Origin of the sequence: Shewanella hanedai, assembly GCF_007197645.1 — a bacterium.
Lineage (GTDB): Bacteria > Pseudomonadota > Gammaproteobacteria > Enterobacterales > Shewanellaceae > Shewanella > Shewanella hanedai.
The window spans coordinates 18,907-36,774 of the sequence record NZ_VKGK01000012.1 but is presented as its reverse complement, the minus strand read 5'-3'; the positions used below and the strand labels follow the sequence as shown (position 1 = coordinate 36,774).

Here is a 17,868-nt window from a genome sequence, read left to right as displayed (position 1 = left end):
GTAAGAGGCTATCTTGGCCAACGACCAAGTGTGCAACGATCATTGCTACCAAAGTCTCGCACTGTGGCGACATTTTCATAGCCAAGTTCAATCATCTTATCTCTAAGCTGTATCGCTTGCCCAAAACCATGCTCAAGCAGCAGATATCCACCTGGTTTCAGGTAATCTCGAGCACATTCTGCAATGTGGTACAGATCCGCAAAACCATGCTCTGATGCCGTTAATGCACTGTGAGGTTCAAAGCGAACATCGCCCTCTTCAAGGTGAGCATCCGTCTCATCGATATAAGGTGGGTTAGAAACAATAAGATCGAAGTCGTAACAGCTAATTGAATCGAACCAGTCACTTTGCACAATCTCTACCTGAGGCAGTTTTAGATGCGCTCGGTTCGCTTTTGCCAACGCTACCGCTTCGATGATCTTATCAACCGCTGTGATCTGCCATTGAGGCTTTTCATAAGCCAAAGACAAGGCGATAGCCCCTGTTCCGGTGCCTAAGTCCAACACTTTAGCTGTTTCAGCTAAGGGTAAGTTAAGCGCCGTTTCAACTAAAATTTCAGTATCAGGTCGAGGGATCAAAGTGGTCGGATTGACCATAAAAGGCAGTGACCAAAACTCACGTTCGCCAACAATATGGGCTATCGGCGTGCCGATAACACGTCTGGCGACCATCTTGGTATAGTCTGTTATCTGTTCCGATGTTAAACGCTCATCGGGCCAAGTATAAAGGTAACCCCGTTGTTTATGTATGATGTGCAGTAGCATCACCTCAGCATCAAGCTTAGGAGTGTCAGAAACATCAAGCAACTGAGGTGAGGCCCATGCTAGGGCCTCGGATAATGTATGGTACAAATGATGTCCTTAATTTGAAACCTTGCTTAAGTAGCTTAGAGTAAGATTGATTCTTTCGAATTATTCTTCCGCTAACGCCGCTAACATATCAGCTTGGTTTTCTAGTATTAAGGGATCGATAAGCATGTTTAACTCACCTTCCATGATTTCGTTTAAGCGATACAGAGTCAGGTTGATTCTGTGTTCACTCAATCGACCTTGAGGGAAGTTATAAGTACGAATACGCTCAGAACGGTCACCACTGCCGACAAGATTTCGTCGAGTGCTCTCTTCTGCACTACGACGCTTCTCATCTTCAACCGCTTGAATACGCGCAGTTAGCACACTCATAGCCTGAGCTCGGTTTTTATGCTGCGAGCGCTGATCTTGGCACTCGACAATAATACCTGTTGGGATGTGAGTAAGACGAATAGCCGAATCAGTTTTGTTGACGTGCTGTCCACCCGCACCCGATGCTCGGAAAGTATCAACTTTCAAATCGCCTTTATTAATTTCGATTGCTTCTGATTCTGGAATTTCAGGCATGATCACAACGGTACATGCAGAGGTGTGAACGCGCCCTTGAGACTCGGTTTCTGGAACACGTTGTACTCGATGTCCACCAGATTCAAATTTAAGTCTACCGTAAACGCCTTCACCAGACACTTTAACGATAACTTCTTTAAAGCCACCATGTTCGCCTTCGTTAGCGTTCATGACTTCGAGTTGCCAGCGATTTTTTTCACAAAAACGGCTATACATACGGAAGAGATCGCCCGCAAAAATAGCGGCCTCATCACCACCGGCACCAGCACGGATTTCAATGAAAGCATTTTTGTTGTCGTTAGGATCTTTAGGAAGCAGTAGGATTTGAAGCTCATCTTCTAGCTTTTCTAGTACAGATTTAGCGTCTTTAATCTCATCCTGAGCCATCTCTTTAAGCTCAGGATCATCTTCATTAAGCATCTCTTTTGCGGCTTCAAGATCTTCCGTTGCTTGTTGAAAAGCGGTAAAGCTTTTAACCACGTCTTCAAGCTGAGAATATTCTTTTGAAAGCGCACGAAAACGGTCCTGATCTGAGATCACGCTTGGATCACTTAGCAAAGCCAACACTTCTTCATTACGTTCAAGCAAGCCTTCAAGCTTGCGGATCACACTGTCCTTCATTAAAACGCTAACCTTAGTTTTTATCTAATCCGAGCGCACTTCTAAGCTGGCCAATGCTATTCAAATCGCCTTGGCGGCTCGCTGCTGTTAAGGCTTGAGTTGGTGCATGGATCAATTTATTCGTTAGCTTATTCGCCAGTTCAAGCAATAGTTGCTCACTATCACCGCCCTGGGCTAACTTATTGATCGCACGCTCAACTAGTTCATCTTTTATCGCCATACTTTGGGTACGGTATTCACGGATACTGTCGACCGACTCTAGCGATCGTACCCACTCCATGAAAAGATGTGACTCATCTTCAGCAATTATTTCGGCTTGCTCGGCAGCCTCCCTTCGGGAGGCCATATTCTGTTCAATAATGCCTTGCAGATCATCCACTGTATAGAGGAAGGCATCGTCTAAGTCGGCAACCTCGGCTTCAATATCTCGAGGAACTGCTATATCTACCAACAACATTGGTTGGTGACGACGCTGCTTTAGCGCTTTTTCTACCATCCCTTTACCTAATATAGGTAAGGGACTCGCGGTAGATGATATCACGATATCAGCTTGAGCGAGATAATCTGGTATCTGTTCGAGTGTAATAGCTGTCGCACCAAACTCTTCACACATGCCTTCGGCGCGTGAAAGTGTTCGGTTTGCAACGACCATGGACGCAACGCCGTTATCTTTTAGGTGTCTTGCCACTAGTTCTATGGTTTCACCCGCACCAATCAACAAGACTTTTGTCGACTTGATAGAGGAGAAAATATGTTTGGCCATGCTAACCGCTGCAAATGCTACCGACACAGCTGCTGCACCAATTTCCGTTTCTGTACGCACTTTTTTGGCGACAGAAAACGTATTTTGGAACAAACGATCCATGGTAATGGCAACTGAGCCCGCCTCTCTCGCTTTAGCGAAAGACTGCTTCACTTGCCCTAAGATTTGTGGTTCACCTAAAATCAAGGAGTCCAAACCTGAAGAGACACGCATTAGATGTTTAACGACTCCTTGGCCTTTAAATTTATATAAGCAAGGCTCGACCTCTTCATGGGAAAGTTGGTGATACTCTTCGAACCAACGAATAATCTCAGCCTCATCACCTGTGTTGGTGTAGAGTTCTGTTCGATTACAGGTTGATATGATCACAGCTTCGCCAGTCTTAGTGCACTTTGCCAGACTCTTCATAGCATCATGAATTCTGTCTGGTGCAAAGGCTACCTTCTCACGAAGGTCGACCGTGGCTGTTTTATGATTAATACCGATTGCTACAAGGCTCATCTGACTCGTTCTGGTCTCTAAGGTCTGGTTATCTTGCGAGTTGTTACTCATTCTACTGAATTGAATAGACTAAAAACAGAATATGCTTAACAAAACCGAATAATAATCTTAATTCTTATTCATTTTTCTAATTAAATTCCCTCTTCAAGCGTAATAACTGTTTTACAGGTATATGCTTACAAGTCTGATAGAGCAAGGATTTCAGTAATTTTACTAATTTCCATTGTATTCTTATCAGTCCCTCGTATCATATTAGCCTTCAATATCAGCAATAGATGAATAATTTGAGCTACTTCACAAAAACTAAGCTTCTCTGGATGATATTCAGTCTCTCTTTACTGTCAGCTTGTGCCACCAAGACGCCAAATGACCTAATTCCAGTAAACGTTAGCCAAGTATCACAAGCCCAAGCATGGGAGATGCAAGGCAAACTTGCGGTGAGAACACCTGACGACAAATTCAGTACTAATCTCTACTGGTTGCATACACCAGACAGCAATGAGCTCAAGTTAACCACCATGCTTGGCACAACGGTGTTATCGCTGACAACTCAGCATGGCATTGCAAAATTAGAGGTCGACGGTAAAGTTTATAAACATCACGATGCTCAAGAGTTACTAACAGAGATCACCGGTTGGTCAATTCCTGTCGACTCTTTGCCGTTATGGATAACAGGGCAAGCAGATGTCGACGATAAGGTCATTAGCCAAGACGAACAATTGAGACCCAAAGTCATTCTCTCTTTAAGCGATACACCGCCATGGAAAGTCGAGTTTAAAAGTTGGCAGCAACAGAGCGGCGCTCAGCTACCTAGATTATTGCAACTGACCAAGGGGCCACTGAGGCTTAAAATTCAGATCAGCCACTGGCAGGCACTCGCGACAACAGAACCAACAAATAATCAAAAGAGCCCTAAATGAGCAACCACGTATCACTTGGCTGGCCAGCTCCCGCTAAATTAAACCTATTTTTACATGTTAACCATCGACGTGAAGACGGTTATCACGAGCTACAAACTCTGTTTCAGTTTATCGAACATGGTGATGTATTAGATTTTAAAGTCACTGAGAGTTCTGCACTCAAATTGCACTCAAATATCGGCGATGTTGTCGCTGATAACGATAACTTAATTCTGCGTGCCGCAAAATTGCTGCAAAAGAGATCAGGAACGAGCCAAGGTGCTGAAATTTGGCTGGATAAACGTCTACCAATGGGAGGAGGTATTGGTGGCGGATCATCAGATGCAGCCACCTGTTTAGTCGCATTAAATGCACTTTGGAAAACAGGGTTAAGCCGAATCGAACTCGCTGAACTAGGTTTATCACTTGGCGCCGATGTACCTGTTTTTATTCATGGTTTATCGGCTTTTGCCGAAGGTGTTGGTGAACAATTCACACCAGTATCGCCTAAGGAATATTGGTACCTAGTGTTAGTCCCTGACGTGCATGTATCCACCGCTGAAATATTTCAAGATCCTGACCTTAACCGAAATACGCCAAAATTAGATCTTAATTCACTCATGAGTAGCCAATGGCAAAATGATTGCCAACAACTTGTCGTAAAAAGGCACCCTCAAGTTGCCAAAACCTTGGGCTGGCTGATAGAATATGCGCCGTCTAGAATGACAGGAACCGGCGCTTGTATATTCGGGGAATTCGAGCTGCAGCAGCAAGCAATGGATGTCTTGGCTAAATTGCCAAGTGACATGACCGGCTTTGTCGCTAAAGGGACAAATATATCGCCTTTAGAGTTACGTTTAGCGCAACTTTAAAGAATACTTTCTGGGGTATTTTTTACCCCAGCCAATAAATGAAGCATACGCCTGAGGTTGATACAGTGCCTGACATTAAACTTTTTGCCGGTAACGCAACACCTAGTCTCGCTAAGAAAATAGCTGACCGTCTATTTTGTAAACTTGGAGACGCGGATGTTGGCGTTTTCAGTGACGGCGAAATCAGTGTCCAGATAAACGAGAATGTACGTGGTGCGGATGTATTTATCATTCAATCTACTTGTGCACCGACAAACGATAATCTAATGGAACTTATCGTTATGGTTGATGCGCTTCGTCGTGCTTCAGCTGGTCGTATTACAGCAGTTATCCCTTACTTCGGCTACGCTCGTCAAGATCGTCGTGTTCGTAGTGCTCGTGTGCCTATTACAGCGAAAGTAGTGGCTGACTTCCTATCTAGTGTAGGTGTTGACCGTGTACTAACTTGTGATCTTCATGCTGAACAGATCCAAGGCTTCTTCGACGTTCCTGTTGATAACGTATTTGGTAGCCCTGTGCTACTTGAAGATATGTTGGCTAAGAACCTTGATAACCCAGTTGTTGTTTCTCCTGATATTGGCGGTGTTGTACGTGCTCGTGCTGTTGCCAAACTTCTTGATGATTCAGATCTAGCGATTATCGATAAACGTCGTCCTCAAGCAAACGTTGCACAAGTGATGCATATCATTGGTGACGTACAAGGCCGTGACTGTATTATCGTTGATGACATGATCGATACTGGTGGAACCCTTTGTAAAGCTGCTGAAGCTTTGAAAGAGCATGGTGCTAACCGCGTATTCGCTTATGCGACTCATCCAGTATTCTCAGGTAATGCTGCCAAAAACATCGCTGAATCAGTTATTGATGAAGTGATCGTAACTGACACCATTCCATTGAGCAAAGAGATCCAGGCACTTGATAAAGTCACTCAGTTGACGATGTCGACCTTAATGGCTGAAGCAATTCGTCGCGTAAGCAACGAAGAGTCAATCTCAGCGATGTTTAAGCACTAATTAATTTACTGCTTGTTACATCAAAAAGCGCACTCAATGAGTGCGTTTTTTTATGCCCATAAAACAATGCAGTGCAAACCACGATGACACTTCCTTTCATAGCGAGTTGTAACGATGACATCAGTTACACTTTGAGTCATCAAGACAAACCAATCCCTCACCTCTTATACCAATCAGTATAAAGATTTGATCGCTCAGCGAGAGTTTAGCGGTCCTGAAGCAAGGCAACGAGTGAAGAGCATAGTTATTCTACGGTTAAGCTCGTTAACACAGGAGTAGAACCGCTAAAACTCGCCTGTAAGGAGTGTTTTTGGCTGCCTACTTCTACGTTGAATGAACTTAAAAGGGAATAACCATTATGTCATCCATTCGCCTTGAATTAGTTTGCCAAAAAACACTCTGAGTAGATCAACTTCTTATACTGATTGGTATTAACTTCGCACACAAAGCTCACAGCTATCATAGTTTGATTCGCGACACCTTCCCCTATCAAGCCACAACAATGCGACTGATAAGCGTATGAAGAGCTTAAACTAATGAGCGAAGCCAATATGCCAATCGAATATAAGTAAGGGCTTAGGAAATTAGACTGTGATCGAAAGAGATAACGTTTGGGTGAATGTAGCGGAGGGCTAGTGAGTTTATTTCAGACACAAAAAAGCCCGTCATAAGACGAGCTTTTTTGTATTTGGCTGGGATACCAGGATTTGAACCTGGGAATGCCGAGATCAAAACCCGGTGCCTTACCGCTTGGCGATATCCCAATCTAACTTTTAATAACTCGCCTAAGCGAACTACTTTTTAATAAATGGTACGGGAAGAGAGACTTGAACTCTCACACCTTACGGCACCAGAACCTAAATCTGGCGTGTCTACCAATTCCACCACTCCCGCACTGCACTAGCAGAAAAACAGAGTGCCTAACATCAACACTACCATCCAATGCTATATCTAGTTTTACATCTTGATTAAGATGAAAAAACCTGCCGAAGACAGGTCTAAAATGGCTGGGGTACCAGGATTTGAACCTGGGAATGCCGAGATCAAAACCCGGTGCCTTACCGCTTGGCGATACCCCAATAAATCTTGTTAAAACTCGATGGTACGGGAAGAGAGACTTGAACTCTCACACCTTACGGCACCAGAACCTAAATCTGGCGTGTCTACCAATTCCACCACTCCCGCATCGAATTTCAGTGCAAGTTTCCTTGCTTCATCTGTAATATAAAAAGGTAAGAACCTAATTGCTACTAAGACAAGGTCAAAAAATTAACCTTTTAAAAATGGCTGGGATACCAGGATTTGAACCTGGGAATGCCGAGATCAAAACCCGGTGCCTTACCGCTTGGCGATATCCCAATCTAACTTTTTAAACAATTCGCCTAAGCAAACTGTCTTTAATAAATGGTACGGGAAGAGAGACTTGAACTCTCACACCTTACGGCACCAGAACCTAAATCTGGCGTGTCTACCAATTCCACCACTCCCGCACTGCATCTAGTTTTACATCTTGATTAAGATGACTGTAAATAGAATCTGGCGTGTCTAATATCAACACCACAACTCCTGTACTGCAACCTTCATTTTACATCTGAAGAAAAGATGGTAGCAATAGCGGGACTTGAACCTGCGACCCCAGCATTATGAATGCTGTGCTCTAACCAGCTGAGCTATATTGCCACATTAACCACTTTTGAAAATGGCTGGGATACCAGGATTTGAACCTGGGAATGCCGAGATCAAAACCCGGTGCCTTACCGCTTGGCGATATCCCAATCTAACTTTTAAACAACTCGCCTAAGCAAACCGTCTTTAATAAATGGTACGGGAAGAGAGACTTGAACTCTCACACCTTACGGCACCAGAACCTAAATCTGGCGTGTCTACCAATTCCACCACTCCCGCACTGCAACAGACAAAATCGGCATGCTCAATATCAACACCACCATTTTCTCACTACAGTTCTCTAGTTTAACATCTTGAGAAAGATGGTAGCAATAGCGGGACTTGAACCTGCGACCCCAGCATTATGAATGCTGTGCTCTAACCAGCTGAGCTATATTGCCATCGTTTTATTTCTTGTCCCTCTTGCTGAGGAACGGGGCGTATTATGCTTATTCAACTCATCTAGGTCAACAGCTTTTTTCGCTATTTTTTACGATCGCAATCGTTCGGCTATAACTTCGTCAAAGTGGTGGCTAGATGCGCAATTTAGGCCCGTTTTATGTCCTTTTTTTACAGTATAATAAAAACAGAAAACAAAAATGGCTCAATTTTTCAATTGAGCCATTTTATTTTATTACAGCCTAACTACAGACAATAACAAAAATTAGACAGTGTAGCTTTATACGTTAAAGAGGAAATGCATGACATCGCCATCTTTAACGATATATGTTTTACCTTCGATTTTTAGCTTACCCGCTTCCTTCGCTCCAGCTTCACCTTTGTAGGTAATAAAATCATCATAAGCCATCACCTGAGCACGAATAAAGCCACGTTCGAAGTCGGTATGAATCACACCTGCAGCTTGTGGACCTGTAGCACCGATAGGTACGGTCCAAGCTCGCACTTCTTTAACACCAGCGGTAAAGTAAGTTTGCAACTTCAACAAATCATATCCTGAACGAATAACACGATCTAAACCTGGCTCTTCTAAACCAAGGTCAGCCATAAACTCAGCGCGATCTTCAGGCTCCATTTCAGCAAGTTCAGATTCAATAGCGGCACACACTGCAACAACTACCGCATTCTCTTTAGCTGCGATGGCGCGAACAACATCAAGATGTTCGTTATCTTCAAAACCGTCTTCAGCTACGTTAGCAATGTACATCGTTGGTTTAAGCGTTAAGAAGTTAAGGTAAGCAACTGCTGCCAGCTCTTCTTTACTCAAATCCATTGAACGCAACATGTTGCCGTCATCAAGGATAGGGCGCATCTTTTCAAGTACTGCGACTTCAAACTTAGCATCGGCGTCACCACCTTTAGCACGTTTAGCTTGACGGAATATGGCACGCTCACAAGAATCGAGATCCGCTAATGCCAATTCGGTATTAATCACTTCGATATCGTCAGCAGGCGATACTTTATTTGCAACGTGGACAATATTGTCATCATTGAAACAACGAACAACATGACCAATAGCATCAGTTTCACGAATATTGGCAAGGAATTTATTCCCCAGACCTTCACCTTTAGAAGCGCCGGCAACAAGACCTGCAATATCCACAAACTCCATTGAAGTTGGTAAAACACGCTCAGGGTTAACTATCTGTGCTAATGCATCCAAACGGGCATCAGGTACAGGTACAACACCAGTATTTGGTTCAATAGTACAAAACGGGAAGTTTGATGCTTCGATACCCGCTTTAGTTAACGCATTGAACAAGGTTGATTTACCTACGTTTGGCAAGCCTACGATGCCACATTTAAAACCCATATTGTTTACCTTAAATATCAATTACAAACCAACAGTCTCACCGTTAGTTAAGTACTTATTACAAATATACAAAGCCGCTAGAGGCGGCTTCATCAAATTTAATCTTACGCTACTCACAAAGAACCTTTGTGAGTAAATAGAGGCTACGCCTTGCAGGCGTGCAATCTGTTCATGGCCTTAGCCATATCTTCATTAAATAGCACTTCTGTTGACCTAACCGCTTCATCAATAATCTCTTCTATCGCAGTCTGCTCAACCCCAGGGGCTTTACCTAACACGTAGTTACTCACTTGGCTTTTATCACCGGGGTGACCGATCCCAATTCGGAGTCGGTAAAAACCTTTATTATTTGCAAGACTCGCGATGATATCTTTCAAACCATTATGACCGCCATGACCGCCGCCAAGTTTAAATTTGGCCACGCCAGGTTCCATATCCAGCTCATCATGAGCCACTAAAATCTCATCCGCTTCAATACGAAAGAAATTAGCCATTGCCCCAACAGACTTACCACTGAGATTCATAAATGTGGATGGGATAAGTAAGCGTACATCTTTCCCGTGCAGGGTAACTCTGGCTGTTAAGCCGAAATATTTACTATCTGCCACTAAGGTAGCACCGCACACTCGTGCTAGCTCTTGCACGTACCAAGCCCCAGCATTGTGTCTAGTCTGAGCATATTTCTCACCTGGATTGGCAAGCCCAACGATTAGCTTTATATTACTCATACGGCCTATTCTTTCGTTTAGTGCGACTCATCGCAGCCCCTTTTAACGTCAGCTTTTACACTAATCACAAATGCGGTGCAGATAAAACGCGGTATTTTAACACTCAATGTCCAAGTCAACAAACGATTAGAAGATTGCACTCTTTAATAATGAAAACTCGAAGAGAATAAAGACTGAGATTAGCGGCTTATGAGCGAGGTTTGTCCAGAGGCTTAAGGCTTTTGTCACAACAAACAAAAGCCAACAGATTAATGGTTATTAAAGCCCCATCGCATATTTAAGTACTTTATTTTTAATAGGAGAGTCTATATTTGCCACTTTCAGGGCTGCATTACGGATAAGTTTTAATGGCAAGAGATCATTACTAAAGCCCGCATAAAACAGATCCATTGCTGTCATCATTAACTGATTGTCGTGATAACGTGATTTCTCATATGCAGCTAATGCATTTTTCTCCCACCAAGGCTCACCTTGACTCAATTTAGATGAGACTGTGGAGATAAGCGCTTCTACATCTTTAAAGCCAATATTCACTCCCTGCCCTGCCAATGGATTAATTGTGTGGGCCGCATCTCCTAAAATCACCACATTATCTGAGTAATAAGATTGAGCATGGCGCCTAGTCAGCTTAAAACTTCCTTTTTGTAATACTTCAAAATCTCTATCTAGTCTTGCTGGAAAATGACGCTTAATTTGTTCCGAGAGTGCTTTATCACTCATTTGAGAAAGCTGTGCAATTCGAGCTGCATCATCATACCAAACCAAAGAGGCATGTTTACCTGGCAAAGGAAGCAAAGATCGAGGCCCGTTGGGCGTAAATTGCTGCCATGTTACATCTTGCTGCTCTTGAGCTGTTTTGATGTTAATCAACATCGCCGACTGAGCATAATCCCACCCCGTTAATCCAATACCAGCCCATTGTCTAACCTGTGAATTGGCACCATCAGCCCCAACAAGCAGTGAAGCCTCAATGCAGGTTCCATTACTAAGGAATATTTCAACAAGGCTCTCTTTACGACTAAAACGCTCAACGGTAACGGGACTAATGAGTTCGATATTGTCAAAAGAGGTAAATTGTTCCCAGAGCGCCAACTGGACAAGGCGATTTTCAACGATATGGCCAAGGTGAGTAGCACCAACTTGGTCTGCATGAAATTGAGTAATGCATCCCTCCATCTCCCAAGTTTCCAAGCCTAAATAGGCGGCTCTTCGCATCTTGCTTAAACTTGTTAACGCACCTAGACGGTCTAATAAACTTTCAGAAGCCACGCTAAGGGCTGACACACGAATATCTAATGCTTGCTCATCAGTGTAAGGTTTGGGTTGAAACGCTTCAACGACAGCAACTTCTAGGCCCAGCTGCGCTAAACCGATAGCAGTGGCCGCGCCCACCATTCCTCCACCGATGACGACAACGTCTTTCTTTATAGTATTAACTTGTGACTCACTCACGATTGAATCCCCATACCATCATCTCTTTTTTTAAATTTAACCGCTTAACTGCGATCAACTATGACCGGAATATTTAAATATCTGCGTAAATGTTACTAACGGAAAAGAATCTAACACTCGCTTACAAACTGAACCCTTTACACATAAAACCATGTTCTACACTCAGTTTACCGAGTAAATAAATCTGAAAAAGTGAGCACATTATGAAAATCGTCCCCTCCATAGCCTTTATTCTTGCAAGCTTCTTACCCTTTACAGCCGCAGCTGATCTTATGATAGAGAAGAGCGTCAATAAGGCAATGGAATCCATGACTGTAGCTTATAGAACGCCGATAGAATATGCCCTATATCAATATACCACGGAAATGTTAGTCAATTTTAGACTGCAACTCCAAGCCGATATCTATCAACAGGCTCGCACAAGCACCCTGAAGATGGCGAGCACACCACCTTATATATCAGTGATAAATCCCCCTCTTAAAGAGAAAGTTAACGGTGCAGAATAGATAATTTTCAATAAAACAGTCCAAAAGCTGGTCAGTACCTTGCTCAAGAGGTAAAATGTTGCGCTATTTTTCCCGTGGTTCCAAGAGTGACATAAACTGATGAGTAAGAAACTCCATATTAAAACCTGGGGCTGTCAAATGAATGAGTATGACTCATCTAAGATGGCTGATCTTATGGACGAATATAAAGGGTATACCTTAACTGAAGACCCAGCTGAAGCTGATATTCTCCTGTTAAATACCTGTTCTATCCGTGAGAAAGCTCAGGAAAAGGTGTTCCATCAACTTGGACGCTGGAAAAAATTAAAAGACAAAAACCCAGATCTGATTATCGGAGTCGGTGGTTGTGTGGCATCTCAAGAGGGAAAAGTGATTAAAGAGCGCGCTCAATGCGTTGATTTAATCTTTGGCCCTCAGACTTTGCATCGTCTGCCTGAGATGATCGATCAGATTAAACAAGGCGGCAAAGCCGTTATTGATATCAGTTTCCCTGAAATTGAAAAATTCGATCGTCTACCAGAGCCACGCGCCGATGGTCCAAGTGCATTTGTCTCTATCATGGAAGGCTGCAGTAAATATTGCTCTTTCTGTGTAGTACCTTATACACGTGGTGAGGAAGTCAGTCGCCCGCTTGATGATGTTATTCTTGAAATAGCACAACTTGCAGCCCAAGGTGTACGTGAAGTCAATCTTTTAGGCCAAAATGTCAACGCTTACCGCGGTGCAACTCATGATGATGAGATCTGTACCTTTGCAGAGCTTCTGCGTTATGTTGCGGCGATTGATGGCATCGACAGATTGCGTTTCACCACCAGCCACCCAATCGAGTTTACTCAAGACATTATTGATGTTTACGAAGATACGCCTGAATTGGTGAGCTTCCTGCACCTGCCAGTGCAATCTGGCTCAGATAGAATCTTGACGCAGATGAAGCGTGGACACATGGCTATCGAGTATAAATCGATTATTCGTCGTCTTCGTAAAGCGCGCCCGGATATTCAGGTCAGCTCAGACTTCATCATTGGTTTCCCTGGCGAATCTAAGCAAGATTTTGCTGATACCATGAAGTTAATTGAAGATATTCAATTTGATCATAGCTTTAGCTTTATCTACAGCGCACGTCCTGGTACACCAGCATCGGATCTACCCGATGATGTTACCTTAGATGAGAAGAAAGAACGCTTAGCTATCTTGCAAGATAGAATCACCCAACAAGCGATGCGCTTTAGCCGCCAGATGTTAGGTACAGTTCAACGTATCTTAGTCGAAGGCCCTTCGGTAAAAAATCCGATGGAACTTAGAGGGCGTACAGAAACGAGTCGAGTAGTTAACTTCGAAGCCGATCCTAAACATATTGGCAGCTTCGTCGATGTAGAAATTGTCGATGTATACACTAACTCGCTGCGCGGTACCTTTATTCGCGGAGAAGATGAAATGGATCTTCGACGTTCGCTTCAGCCATCAGATATTCTTGCTAAACATAAGAAAGATGACGATATTGGTGTCACTCAATATATCCCATAGCATTGTCTAGACATGTAAATAAAGCGGCATTTTTCATGCCGCTTTTTTGCCTCTAATCTCGAGTAACATAGACATAAATAGCATTAGCAATTGTCCTGTTTCGCTCGTAAACTGTGAGTATATGTTTTTGCCCATCTGGAGTTATTTTTGTCAAACAAGTTAACCACGCTTAATCTTTACCTTGAGCCTGCTGATACACGACGTTTACAGTCTCTATGCGGACCTTTTGATGACAACATTAAACAGTTGGAACGTCGGATCGGGGTTGAAATAAGCTACCGTGATAATCACTTCCAAATTGTGGGACAGCCTAAGAACTGCTTAAGTGTGAATAACATGCTTAAAACACTATATGTCGAGACTCAGCCGGTTAAAGGCAGTACGCCAGACATAGAACCAGATACAGTCCATCTTGCCATTCAAGAAGCGATAGCACTTGAAGCTGAATTGCCAAGAGATGACAAGGCACTCTATATAAAGACTAAACGCGGCGTTATTAAGCCACGTAACCCAAATCAAAGCGATTATGTTGACAACATCACTACCCATGACATCACCTTTGGCGTCGGTCCAGCTGGTACAGGTAAAACTTTCCTCGCTGTAGCCGCTGCTGTTGATGCACTGGAGCGGCAAGAGGTACGTCGTATCTTACTGACTCGCCCAGCTGTCGAAGCGGGAGAAAAGCTTGGCTTTCTGCCTGGCGATCTAAGTCAAAAAGTCGATCCTTATCTACGCCCGCTGTATGACGCATTATTTGAAATGCTAGGATTTGAGAAAGTTGAGCAGTTGATAGAACGTAATATCATCGAAGTCGCGCCACTGGCTTATATGCGCGGCCGAACACTGAATGATGCATTTATTATTCTCGATGAGAGTCAAAATACCACCCTTGAGCAGATGAAGATGTTTCTAACCCGTATTGGGTTTAACTCTCGTGCCGTTATCACAGGTGATATCACTCAAATAGATCTGCCAAAACATCAAAAGTCTGGCTTACGCCATGCCATTGAAGTATTAAGTGAAGTCGAAGAGATCAGCTTTAACTTTTTCCAGGCAAAAGATGTCGTCCGTCATCCGATAGTGGCCAGAATAGTTGAAGCTTACGAGGAGCATGACCAACGTGCTCAACTTGCCAAAGCCAAGCGTGATAATCATTACAAGCTTCAGGAAACATCAGAAAATGAGCACTAGTCATCCAGAGCTTAAACTCGAACTGGATCTACAAATAGCCACTGATAATAACAGGCTACCGACACAAGATAATTTTGAACTTTGGGTGCGCACTGCACTCGGAAATACCATGACTGAAGCTGAATTGACAATACGAATTGTCGATGATGTCGAAAGTCAAAACCTTAACAGTACCTATAGAGGAAAAGATAAGCCGACAAACGTGCTTTCATTTCCTTTTGAAGCACCACCTGAAATTGAGATCCCACTGCTTGGTGATTTAATCATCTGTGCATCGGTTGTCGAACAGGAAGCAATACAGCAAAACAAGCCCTCACAAGCACATTGGGCCCACATGGTTGTACATGGTTGTCTTCATCTGCTAGGGTATGATCATATCAACGATGCCGAAGCTGAAGAGATGGAGTCAATAGAGACTCAACTCATTGAAAAGTTAGGTTTTAACAACCCGTACAAGGAGCTATAACTGTTCTAAATTTAACAATTAATGCTAAATTTTAGATCAAGTAAACAACTATGAGTGATGATATCCCACCGAGTACCAGCGCCCAAAAGAAGAGCTGGTTAGAAAAAGTAAGTCAGCTGTTTCAGGGCGAACCTCAAAATCGCAACGATCTTGTTGATGTAATCCACGGTGCAGAGCTCCGTGAAGTTATCTCTCAAGACACGCGAGAAATGATTAATGGCGTCTTAGAAGTATCCGATCTACGTGTAAGGGATATCATGATCCCAAGAGCACAGATCGTGGCACTTCAAATAGATGATTCGGTAACAGAACTTCTCTCTACGGTCATAGGAACAGCGCACTCACGCTTCCCTGTGATTAATGAAGATAAAGATCACATTGAAGGTATTTTGCTTGCAAAAGACCTGCTTCAATATGGGTTTAAGAACAGCGATGAGCCTTTCTCATTAAGACAAGTTATCCGCCCTGCCGTTGTTGTTCCTGAGAGCAAACGTGTTGATGTACTGCTCAAAGAGTTCCGCTCCCAAAGATACCACATGGCGATTGTCGTCGATGAGTATGGTGGCGTTTCTGGCCTAGTTACAATTGAAGATATTCTCGAAGAGATCGTTGGCGAAATCGAAGATGAATTCGATCATGATACAACTGAAGAAACCGAGATCCGAAAGATTAGTAAGCTGGTCTATATGATCAAAGCGCTAACGCCTATTGAAGAGTTCAACGAAACATTCAATACTCAGTTTAGCGACGAAGAATTCGACACGGTCGGTGGTTTAGTCTCGCACGCTTTTGGTCACTTGCCAGAACGTAATGAGAAAGTCCTCATCGGTGATATCGAGTTTACAGTCGTAAGCGCAGACACTCGTCGATTACTGCAACTTAGAATCAAACTCCCCGATCCAGATGCCGAAGAGAAAAACGAATAACACGTTTTTGATCTAGGTAAATTTTTCTATGATGAGGCTGGAATGCTGAATAAACTTCGGGCATCCGCCCATCATGCAAAAATGCGTGTGGTACTGGCATATATTGCCGGTGCCAGCACCGCACTTTCTTTTGCTCCCTATTCTATATGGCCAATCTACTTAGTCGCCATGGCAACGGTTCTTCATATGAGCCGAAACTTATCGGCTAAAGAGAGCTTTACCTTTTGGCTTAGCTTCGGCTTTGGCTGTTTCTCTGTTGGGATCAGCTGGGTCCACGTCAGCATGGACAAGTTTGGCGGGCTGCCACTCATCGCCTCTATCGGATTAATGTCGCTACTGGCGCTGTACCTTGCTCTTTATCCTGCATTGTGTGGTTATCTGCTACAAAAACTAACCCCAAAAAACCAACTCGTTAGAAACCTGCTCCTATTTCCCGTGTTGTGGATGTTAACGGAGTGGGCCAGAGGCTGGGTGTTAACCGGTTTTCCTTGGTTATGGGCGGGTTACTCCCAAACCGAAGGACCGATTAAAGCGATTGCCAGTGTTATTGGCGTCTTAGGGCTTAGCTATCTTATCGCTATGTTTGCTGGTGCATTGGCTTTATGTTTGCAAAAACGCTGGTATAGCACAGCAATAATGCTGCCGCTGCTAGCGCTCGCCACTTGCATCAGCCCAATGTTTTCGAGCGTTGAACCGAATGGTGAATCTGTTAAGGTCACGCTAGTACAAGGTAATATCCCCCAGAGCATGAAGTGGGAACCTGACGCATTATGGCCAACCATGATGAAATACATGGATCTGTCCCGAGATGAGCTGGCCGATACAGATATTTTCATCTGGCCAGAAGCCGCCATTCCGGCTCCAGAGTCCATGGTGTCTGATTTTCTCGATAATGCCAATAAAGTTGCCAACCTAAACAACAGCGCAATTATTACCGGTATTATCAGTAACCAACAAGATAACTTCTATAACTCACTTATTGTACTGGGTAATCACAGCAGCCCAGAACAAAGTGAAGCTGATTATAAAATTGGTGGGACCAATGAGTTTAGAAAACATCACCTGTTACCCATCGGTGAATTCGTCCCCTTTGAAGCGCTACTTAGGCCTATTGCCCCCCTTTTCAACCTTCCGATGTCTTCATTTGCGCGAGGCGAATATCAACAGCCAAACCTAAATGCGGTTGGCCATCAGGTAGCACCAGCCATTTGCTATGAGATCGCATTTCCAGAACAACTAAGAGCCAACGTCAATGAAGACACGGAACTATTGTTAACCGTATCTAACGATGCATGGTTTGGCACTTCAAATGGGCCATTGCAGCATATGGAGATAGCTCAAATGCGATCCATCGAGCTGGGCCGCCCTTTAGTCAGGGCCACCAACAATGGGGTAACAGCAGTGGTCGATGAACAGGGTAATATCACCCATAGACTGCCTCAGTTTGAAGCAGGTGTTCTGGTTGCTGACATTCCACTCATGAAAGGGGTTACTGGCTTTTCTAAGTGGGGTGAGTGGCCCATACTTATCTGGTCATCACTTTTATTTTTGCTGTTCCTATTTAGATATATAAAACACAGGCATTGATGTGTTT

At 43.6% G+C, this 17,868-nt stretch carries 15 protein-coding genes and 10 tRNA genes; 9 read left to right on the top strand and 16 right to left on the bottom strand.

Features of this window, described 5'->3' with window-relative positions:
* Nucleotides 1-8: 8 nt before the first annotated feature.
* The 3 genes from prmC to hemA are packed head-to-tail and all read right to left on the bottom strand — an operon-like array spanning nt 9 to nt 3,261.
* Entirely contained in the window at nt 9-851 is an 843-nt protein-coding gene (prmC, locus tag FN961_RS11425) for a peptide chain release factor N(5)-glutamine methyltransferase (RefSeq protein WP_144040303.1), read from the bottom strand.
* A gap of 60 nt (nt 852-911) precedes the next feature.
* The gene (prfA, locus tag FN961_RS11420; protein WP_144040302.1) at nt 912-1,997 is read right to left on the bottom strand and encodes a peptide chain release factor 1; all 1,086 of its coding nucleotides are present in this window, start codon (nt 1,995-1,997) and stop codon (nt 912-914) included.
* Nucleotides 1,998-2,010: 13 nt separating this feature from the next.
* Nucleotides 2,011-3,261: a glutamyl-tRNA reductase gene (hemA, locus tag FN961_RS11415; protein WP_144040301.1), complete on the bottom strand. Its 1,251-nt coding sequence runs from the start codon at nt 3,259-3,261 to the stop codon at nt 2,011-2,013.
* Nucleotides 3,262-3,536: 275 nt separating this feature from the next.
* On the opposite strand from hemA, the gene lolB reads away from it, so the two are divergent.
* The 3 genes from lolB (at nt 3,537) to FN961_RS11400 (ending at nt 6,045) form a co-directional block, all read left to right on the top strand.
* Nucleotides 3,537-4,181 carry a lipoprotein insertase outer membrane protein LolB gene (gene lolB, locus FN961_RS11410; RefSeq protein WP_144040300.1) on the top strand — a complete coding sequence of 215 codons (645 nt, stop codon included), beginning with the start codon at nt 3,537-3,539 and terminating at the stop codon, nt 4,179-4,181.
* Nucleotides 4,178-5,032, top strand: coding sequence for a 4-(cytidine 5'-diphospho)-2-C-methyl-D-erythritol kinase (gene ispE, locus FN961_RS11405; RefSeq protein WP_144040299.1), 855 nt, complete (start codon nt 4,178-4,180; stop codon nt 5,030-5,032). Before lolB ends, ispE begins: the two co-directional genes overlap by 4 nt.
* A gap of 65 nt (nt 5,033-5,097) precedes the next feature.
* A complete protein-coding gene (locus FN961_RS11400) occupies nt 5,098-6,045 on the top strand; it encodes a ribose-phosphate pyrophosphokinase (protein ID WP_144040298.1) in 948 nt (315 codons plus the stop codon).
* 689 nt (nt 6,046-6,734) lie between these two features.
* Here the strand turns inward: FN961_RS11400 and FN961_RS11390 are convergent.
* The 13 genes from FN961_RS11390 to FN961_RS11330 form a co-directional block, all read right to left on the bottom strand.
* Nucleotides 6,735-6,809: transfer RNA gene (locus tag FN961_RS11390), tRNA-Gln, on the bottom strand.
* Between the two features lie 45 nt (nt 6,810-6,854).
* A tRNA-Leu gene (locus tag FN961_RS11385) sits at nt 6,855-6,939 on the bottom strand.
* Between the two features lie 110 nt (nt 6,940-7,049).
* Nucleotides 7,050-7,124 (bottom strand) — tRNA-Gln (locus FN961_RS11380).
* A gap of 21 nt (nt 7,125-7,145) precedes the next feature.
* Nucleotides 7,146-7,230 (bottom strand) — tRNA-Leu (locus FN961_RS11375).
* A 99-nt stretch (nt 7,231-7,329) separates the two neighbouring features.
* Nucleotides 7,330-7,404 (bottom strand) — tRNA-Gln (locus FN961_RS11370).
* 46 nt (nt 7,405-7,450) lie between these two features.
* Nucleotides 7,451-7,535: transfer RNA gene (locus tag FN961_RS11365), tRNA-Leu, on the bottom strand.
* Between the two features lie 113 nt (nt 7,536-7,648).
* Nucleotides 7,649-7,725 (bottom strand) — tRNA-Met (locus FN961_RS11360).
* Nucleotides 7,726-7,745: 20 nt separating this feature from the next.
* Nucleotides 7,746-7,820: transfer RNA gene (locus tag FN961_RS11355), tRNA-Gln, on the bottom strand.
* A gap of 45 nt (nt 7,821-7,865) precedes the next feature.
* A tRNA-Leu gene (locus FN961_RS11350) sits at nt 7,866-7,950 on the bottom strand.
* Nucleotides 7,951-8,034: 84 nt separating this feature from the next.
* Nucleotides 8,035-8,111: transfer RNA gene (locus FN961_RS11345), tRNA-Met, on the bottom strand.
* A 278-nt stretch (nt 8,112-8,389) separates the two neighbouring features.
* The gene (gene ychF, locus FN961_RS11340; protein WP_144040297.1) at nt 8,390-9,481 is read right to left on the bottom strand and encodes a redox-regulated ATPase YchF; all 1,092 of its coding nucleotides are present in this window, start codon (nt 9,479-9,481) and stop codon (nt 8,390-8,392) included.
* A 143-nt stretch (nt 9,482-9,624) separates the two neighbouring features.
* The gene (pth, locus tag FN961_RS11335; RefSeq protein ID WP_144040296.1) at nt 9,625-10,209 is read right to left on the bottom strand and encodes an aminoacyl-tRNA hydrolase; all 585 of its coding nucleotides are present in this window, start codon (nt 10,207-10,209) and stop codon (nt 9,625-9,627) included.
* Nucleotides 10,210-10,467: 258 nt separating this feature from the next.
* Nucleotides 10,468-11,604, bottom strand: coding sequence for an FAD-dependent monooxygenase (locus tag FN961_RS11330; RefSeq protein ID WP_229814692.1), 1,137 nt, complete (start codon nt 11,602-11,604; stop codon nt 10,468-10,470).
* Between the two features lie 260 nt (nt 11,605-11,864).
* Between FN961_RS11330 and FN961_RS11325 the strand changes: the two genes are divergently transcribed.
* The 6 genes from FN961_RS11325 (at nt 11,865) to lnt (ending at nt 17,861) form a co-directional block, all read left to right on the top strand.
* Entirely contained in the window at nt 11,865-12,167 is a 303-nt protein-coding gene (locus tag FN961_RS11325) for a hypothetical protein (protein ID WP_144040294.1), read from the top strand.
* A gap of 99 nt (nt 12,168-12,266) precedes the next feature.
* Nucleotides 12,267-13,691, top strand: coding sequence for a tRNA (N6-isopentenyl adenosine(37)-C2)-methylthiotransferase MiaB (miaB, locus tag FN961_RS11320; protein ID WP_144040293.1), 1,425 nt, complete (start codon nt 12,267-12,269; stop codon nt 13,689-13,691).
* A gap of 147 nt (nt 13,692-13,838) precedes the next feature.
* Nucleotides 13,839-14,882: a PhoH family protein gene (locus FN961_RS11315; protein WP_144040292.1), complete on the top strand. Its 1,044-nt coding sequence runs from the start codon at nt 13,839-13,841 to the stop codon at nt 14,880-14,882.
* Nucleotides 14,872-15,348 (top strand): rRNA maturation RNase YbeY, encoded by a 477-nt coding sequence (gene ybeY, locus FN961_RS11310; RefSeq protein ID WP_144040291.1) that lies wholly within the window; start codon nt 14,872-14,874, stop codon nt 15,346-15,348. The genes FN961_RS11315 and ybeY overlap by 11 nt, the downstream gene beginning before the upstream one ends.
* Nucleotides 15,349-15,398: 50 nt before the next feature.
* On the top strand, nt 15,399-16,274 hold the full coding sequence (corC, locus tag FN961_RS11305; protein ID WP_144040290.1) for a CNNM family magnesium/cobalt transport protein CorC: 876 nt from the start codon (nt 15,399-15,401) through the stop codon (nt 16,272-16,274).
* Nucleotides 16,275-16,316: 42 nt separating this feature from the next.
* Complete coding sequence (gene lnt, locus FN961_RS11300) at nt 16,317-17,861, top strand: apolipoprotein N-acyltransferase (RefSeq protein WP_144040289.1); 1,545 nt, start codon at nt 16,317-16,319, stop codon at nt 17,859-17,861.
* Nucleotides 17,862-17,868 lie beyond the last annotated feature (7 nt).